Here is a 6,267-nt window from a genome sequence, read left to right as displayed (position 1 = left end):
GGGATCGCGACGAGGTGGACGAACAACACGCCCGTCAGATTGATCAGCAGGGTCACCAACAGGGCGTCGCCGACGACATCCGCCACCGGCTTGTCGTACTCGAACGACCAGCCCCAATCGCCCTGGAGCAGGCCCGAGAACCCAACCGAGCCGGGCATCACCCCGATCCACATCAGGTATTGCTGCCAGACCGGGCGGTCGAGCCCGTATTGCTGGATCAGCAACTCCGCCTTCGCCACGGAGCTGGCATCGCCGGTGGCGCGCAGCTCCATGATCCGGTTGGACAGGTAGTCGCCGGGCGGCAGCTTGATGATGATGAAGACGAGCGCCGAAATGACCAGCAGCGTCACCGCCATGGTGACGATCCGGCGAAGGATCTGACGGATCACCGGACCTCCGCGCGGGTGTCGGCGCCTGTCTCCCAGAACAACTCGTCGAGGCGCTGCACGCCGATCATCGCAGTGGGTTCCCAGGAATAGAGGGCGCGCTTCGGAAGGTTGATCAGGCGATCCGCGCCGACAACGGGCTGGAGCGCCCCCGCCACCGTGCCGATCACCCAGGTGTTGCGCGCGTGATTCGTCAGCATCTCGCGCCAGATCGCGGCCTGTTTGGCGGCGTCGTCGGTGTCGCGCCACTGGCGGTCGAGGTCGAGCAGTCGCTGGACCTCCGGAACGTCGCAGGGCTCGCCGCTCTTGCCGCGGCTCTCGACGTTCATGCTCCAGAGGGGCCAGGAATAGTGCTCCGGCTGGGCAGGGCTCAGCTCGGTCGGCGGCATGATCGCGGTCGGCACCGCGAGGTCGAGCCCCTGGGCGGCCACCATGATGGTCATGCCGCCGATGGAGCGCCGATGCAGGTTGGTGCGCTCCTGCGGCTTGGTGATCAGCCGGATGCCGACCTCGCGCCAGAACTCCGTGATGAGGAGCAGCGCGTCCAGCACCATCTCGGCCTCGCCGTCGCTCTCCACCACGATCTCCAGCGGCCGCCCACCGGGCAGCAGCCGCGTGCCCGCGCCGTCGCGTCCGGTCAGACCGAGCTCATCGAGGAGCTTCGCCGCCTGCGCCGGATCGTAGGCGGCGTTCAGCGTCCGCATCTCCGGCTCGAAGAGGGCGCTGTCCGAGAGGATCGTGTCGTTCCCCTCGGTGCCCAGTCCGAACAGCAGCGTGTTGTTCAGGGTCCGGCGATCGATGGCGAGCGACAGGGCGTGCCGATAGCGCACGTCGCGGTTGAGCTGCCGCCAGGCCGGATCCGTCGTGGTGAGATTCGGGTAGAGGGCGATCTCCGATCCCCGGGCCACGGGCCACAGGTTGGTGCGGTACCGATGGGCCGCCTCACCCTCCTTGAGGCTCGGGATATCGGGCATCGTCAGGCCGCGAAACATCAGGTCGGCCTCGCCGGCGTTGGTCTTGGCGACCAGGAGGCCCTGCGAAGCCACGTCCATCACGATGGTGTCGACATAGGGCAGTTGCGTGCCGGCCGTGTCGACCCGATGGTAGCTGCGGTTGCGCTCGAAGCGGAACCGGGTGGCCGGCGAGCGGGTCCGCGGCACCCAGCCCTGCAGGGTCGGACACTCCGGATTGTTGAGCTCGTAATTGTCGTCGAGGCGGTTGTGCAGCGCCGCCCAGCTGCGGAGCTTGAGCGCCTTAGCCTTCGCGTCGGCCGCCTCCTTGCCGATATAGCGGGCATGATACGGTTTCAGGTAGTGCGCCGGCCGGTAGATCAGCGGGTCCCGCGGCGCCGCCAGGGCGGGCAGGAACATCGGGTTCGGCCGGTCCCAGCTGTAGCGGACCGTGACCGGGTCGAGGAATTCCACCTGCGGCAGCTTGCCGTCGACCCGGAAGAAGGCCGGCGGCCCATCGGGATTCAGCGCCTTCTCGTTGGCGACGTCCTCCCAGTAATAGCGGAAATCCTCCGTGGTGAACGGATGGCCGTCCGACCAGCGGTGGCCCTGGCGGAGCGTGAAGGTGAAGCGCCCGCCCTCGACATCGACACGCTCCAGCACGTCGGGCCGCAGGTTCAGCGCGGCATCGTAGCCGACCAAGCGGGTATAGCCGTAAACCGACAGGTAGCGGACATCCCGGGCCTTCGCGATGAGGGTCCGGATCGTGCCGCCTGCCGTCCCGAGACGGCGGCCATGGGCAGCGAGGTCGGCGACGGCGGGCTTGGTCGGCGGACCGGGCGCATCCGTCGGCGGCGTCTCTGCGAAGGCCCATGACGGCGCGCGCGACCAGCTCAATGTGGCGCCCAGGCCGACGAGGAGGGCGCGGCGGGAGACCGTGCCGTCCCGCCTGCCGCGGCGCGGGAGGGAGGCGGAAGAATCGTCCCGGAAATCCCCGGCGCTCATGGGCTGCCCCGAAGCGTCACCGAGGTCAGCCGCGCCGGCGAGTAGCCCGTGGCCCGGTGCAGGTCATCGAAGGCATGCGACCGCACGATCAGGTCTGCAGCCTGCCGGAGAAGAGAATCGTCGGCCGGCTGCTCGAAGTGGCGGCCGTTCCGGGTCCAGCGGATCGGCTCCGGGCTGCGTTCGGGGCCGGTGATCATCGCGATGGTCGGATGCGCAGGTCCGCCATGGGCGTGGATCCGGTGTCCGGCGGCATCGTCATCGAAGAGCAGACGGGTGAGGCCCCGGGCCTGCGCCTCGACGACCCGCCGCCCCTGGGCGACGTGGTCGTCGAAGAACGCCACCGTCCGCGCCGGGTCCAGCATGGACCAGTCGGCTTTCGACCAGTCGGCGGTGCTGTAGCGCGCCTGCCGGTCGCGGTACTGGAGGCCCGACAGGTCGGGATCGTGGCAGAAGATCTGTGCCTGCGGGCGGGCCTGCCGGATGACCCAGGTGGTGAGGCCGCGGAACACGCCGGATTCGACCACGAAATCCGGCTTCAGCGCCCGCATCGCGATGTAGAGCTGCAGCGCGCCGTTGAAGCCGCTGCCGCCCCGGCGCTGGCGGACGGGCGCGGTGGGGATCAGCGCCCAGAACGCCTGGACCTGTTCGAGGACGTCGCCATCCGGAACCAGGCCGGCGGCGGCGAGATCCCGTTCCAGGATGGCGGCGGCCGATTCGAGCAGCGTCGCCACCTCGCGCGGTGACGTCGGCCGGTGGCTCCAGTCGGGGGCCGCCGGGACGAGGTCGTAGCCCAGGCGGTCGAAGAGCGGCGACAGCACCTTGCGGCGCAGGCGCTCCAGCATCACGGGTGGCCGGGCCTGCATCACGCGGCCTCGACCGCGTGGGCGGCGCCGAAGCGCACCCGGTGGCCGGTCTCGACCGCGCGCATCGCCCCGGCCTCGTCGGGGGCTAGGCGAAAAGGCTCTTCCCAGCGCATCGGATCGTTCTGGTCGCCCGCGACCGCCGCGAAATCGAGCGGATGGTCGAGGCTCGGATCCGGCACGGCCGCGAGCAGCGCCTGCGTATAGGGATGCACCGGACGGCGGAACAGGGCGGCGCGGGGCGCCTCCTCGACGATGCGCCCCCGGCACATCACGCTGATGGTATCAGCCATGTAGTCGATCACTGCCAGATTGTGGGAGACGATGAGGTAGGAGAGACCCAGCGCCGCCTGGAGATCCTTGAGCAGGTTCAGGATCTGGGCCTGGACCGAGACGTCGAGGGCCGAGACCGGCTCGTCGAGCACCAGCAGCCGCGGCTTCGGGGCGAGGGCCCGGGCGATGCCGATGCGCTGCCGCTGGCCGCCCGAGAAGGCGTGCGGGTAGCGGCCGAGACCGCTCGACTCCAGACCGACCATCGCCATCAGGGCACGACAGCGCTCCCGTCGCTCTCCTGCCGGGACGCCGTGGATCTCCATCGGCTCGGACAGGATCTGGCGCACGGTCATGCGCGGATCCAGGGACGCGTAGGGGTCCTGGAACACGAATTGGACCGTGCGGCGATAGGCGAACAACGCATCGCCGCTCAAGGCGTGGACGTCCCGGGGGCCGCTGCCGTCGTCGAACAGGATCCGCCCGGCATCCGGCCGCAGCGCCCGCATGATCATCTTCGAGACGGTGGTTTTGCCCGATCCGGACTCGCCGACGAGCCCGAGCGTCTGGCCGCCCGCGAGGCTGAGCGAGACGTCCGAGACCGCATGGACGGTCCGCGGCTTCTGCCACATCCGTCCCGCGCGCAGGGTGAAGCTCTTGCTGACGCCCTCGACCTGGAGGAGCGGCCCCGCCAGCGGCGCGGGCTTCTGCCCGGGCGGTATCTCGGCCCGCGCGGGGCGGATCGGCGTCAGGCGCTCGCCGGGTTGCATGTCGAAGCGGGGCACCGCGTGAAGGAGCGCGCGGAGATAGGCATGGCCCGGCGTCCGCATCACCGTGTCGCGCGGGCCCGCCTCCACGAGGCGGCCGCGATACAGGACCGCCACGTCGTGGGCGATGTTGGCCACCACGCCGAGATCGTGCGTGATCAGCAGGATCGCCATCCCGGTCTCCTCCTGGAGCCGGGCGAGCAGGGCGAGGATCTGAGCCTGCGTTGTGACGTCGAGCGCGGTGGTCGGCTCGTCGGCCACCAGCAGGGCGGGCTTCAGGATGAGCGCCATGGCGATCATGGCCCGCTGGCGTAGGCCCCCGGACAGCTCGAACGGATAGGTCCGCAGGGCGCGGTGCGGATCGGGGAAGCCGACCCGGGCCAGCGCCTCCTCGGTTCGGGCATCCGCCTCCTTGCGGTCGGCACCGGTATGGATCCGCAGGGCCTCGCCAATCTGATCGCCCACCGTGTGGAGCGGAGACAGGCAGGTCATCGGCTCCTGGAAGATCATCGCGATCCGCTGGCCGCGGATCGCCCGCATCGCCTCGCTGTCGGCGGGGAGGCGCGCGATGTCGGTCTCCATTTCGCCATCCCGAAACAGGATCCGGCCACGGGTGATGGCGGCGGCCGGGGGCAGAATCCGGAGGATCGCCTGGGCGGTCACCGATTTGCCCGAGCCGGACTCCCCGACGAGAGCAAGGGTCCGGCCGCGGTGAACGTCGAGGGACAGGCCGTGCAGCGCCTCGAACGGGCCGCTCTCCGTGCGGAACGCGACCGCGAGGTCGCGGATGGACAATAGCGGGCTCAACCCGTCCTCGCGATCTGTGAGACCCGAGACTTAGACGCCTTGGGGCCCATGTCCATCGCGGCGACGCCGAAGTGCTCGCGAAGATCCAGCAGCTGTATCGCCGGGTGCCGGACGAGGTGCGCGATCAGCGCCGCGACGAAGCTCCAGAGGGCGTCGTCATGGACGCGATGGTGGGTCAGCAGACCGACCGGCTGCTCCGGCGCACGGACGATGACGTCGGCGACGCCGGTCAGCAGCGCCTCCGGATCGCGCAGGGACCGGGTGCCCCGCCAGTCGATCGGGTCGAGCGTGGCGTCGAGCCGGCGCAGACCCGGAACCGGTGGGCCGGGTACGGCCGAGAGGCCGCAATAGCCGAGATCAGGCAGGGCGGCGGCGAGATCCGGCGCGAGGCGGTTCCAGGGTGGGACGAAGACCGGCAGCACCGTGGCCTCCGCCAGCCGCGCGCGGGCGATCCGCAAGCCGGCCGCGGCCTCCGCGATCCGGATATCGAGGGGCCGGTGCGCACCGAACTCCGCCGGCTTCTCGCCGGGGCGCGCATGGTTGCTGTGGGCGAGGCCATGAATGGCGACCCTCACGCCTGGAGCCGTTTCAAGGCGCCGTTGGAGCGACGGCTCGATCCCGGACGGAATCGCCGCGAGGAGCAGCGGGATGCCATGCGCCTCCGCAAGCCCCACGAGCCGATCGAGCTTCGGGCTCGCCGCGATCGCATCGTCGTCGCGCCAGAACAGCGGAACACGCCCGCCGCGGGCGGCCACGGAATCCAGGGCGCGATCGATGACCGCGAAGGCCGGATCCGTCGCGGGAACGGATCCGCGCCGCGCCGGACCGACGCCGTGCAGGCTCTCGACCAGTTCCACCGTGCGCCGGGCGCCGGCGATGTCGATGCCGTGCGGACCGGGGACGGGTGCAGCCGCCTGGGCCTCGACGGCCTGGACCAGGGTTTGGGCCGTCAACTCCGATTCCGGCAGCACACGGGCGAGACCGCGGGCGGCGAGGCACGCGGCGCGCAGGCGTTGCTCGGTCTCGACGCCGGCCTCGAACGGCACCAGCACGGCGGGCGTGCCCGTGGCGAGGAGATCGATGGCCGTGTTGTAGCCGCACTGGCTCACAGAGACGGCAGCCCCGGCCAGGAGGGCGCGGTAGTCAGGCCGGGCACGGCCGAGGACGCCCGGAGGAAGATCGCGGCCGATCCCGGACAGCGCCGCCTCGGGCACACCGTGGC

4 protein-coding genes and 1 pseudogene are annotated in these 6,267 nt (G+C 70.6%); all 5 read right to left on the bottom strand.

The window, feature by feature from the left end; genetic code table 11:
- Nucleotides 1–389 (bottom strand): annotated as a pseudogene (locus I53_RS23000) (ABC transporter permease); the annotation flags it as partial.
- On the bottom strand, nt 386–2,341 hold the full coding sequence (locus I53_RS22995) for an ABC transporter substrate-binding protein (protein WP_043355097.1): 1,956 nt from the start codon (nt 2,339–2,341) through the stop codon (nt 386–388). The pseudogene I53_RS23000 and the gene I53_RS22995, both read right to left, overlap by 4 nt.
- Complete coding sequence (locus I53_RS22990) at nt 2,338–3,204, bottom strand: hypothetical protein (RefSeq protein WP_043355095.1); 867 nt, start codon at nt 3,202–3,204, stop codon at nt 2,338–2,340. The genes I53_RS22995 and I53_RS22990 overlap by 4 nt, the downstream gene beginning before the upstream one ends.
- Nucleotides 3,204–5,045 (bottom strand): ABC transporter ATP-binding protein, encoded by a 1,842-nt coding sequence (locus tag I53_RS22985; protein WP_043355093.1) that lies wholly within the window; start codon nt 5,043–5,045, stop codon nt 3,204–3,206. Before I53_RS22985 ends, I53_RS22990 begins: the two co-directional genes overlap by 1 nt.
- Nucleotides 5,042–6,267: glycosyltransferase (locus tag I53_RS22980; protein ID WP_043355091.1), on the bottom strand; the 1,226-nt coding region annotated here is incomplete at its 5' end. The genes I53_RS22980 and I53_RS22985, both read right to left, overlap by 4 nt.

It is taken from the genome of Methylobacterium sp. B1 (genome assembly GCF_000333255.1).
In the GTDB taxonomy this organism is placed as follows: Bacteria; Pseudomonadota; Alphaproteobacteria; order Rhizobiales; family Beijerinckiaceae; genus Methylobacterium; species Methylobacterium fujisawaense.
The sequence above is the reverse complement of the archived record's forward strand: the minus strand, read 5'-3'. Positions and strand labels throughout refer to the sequence as shown.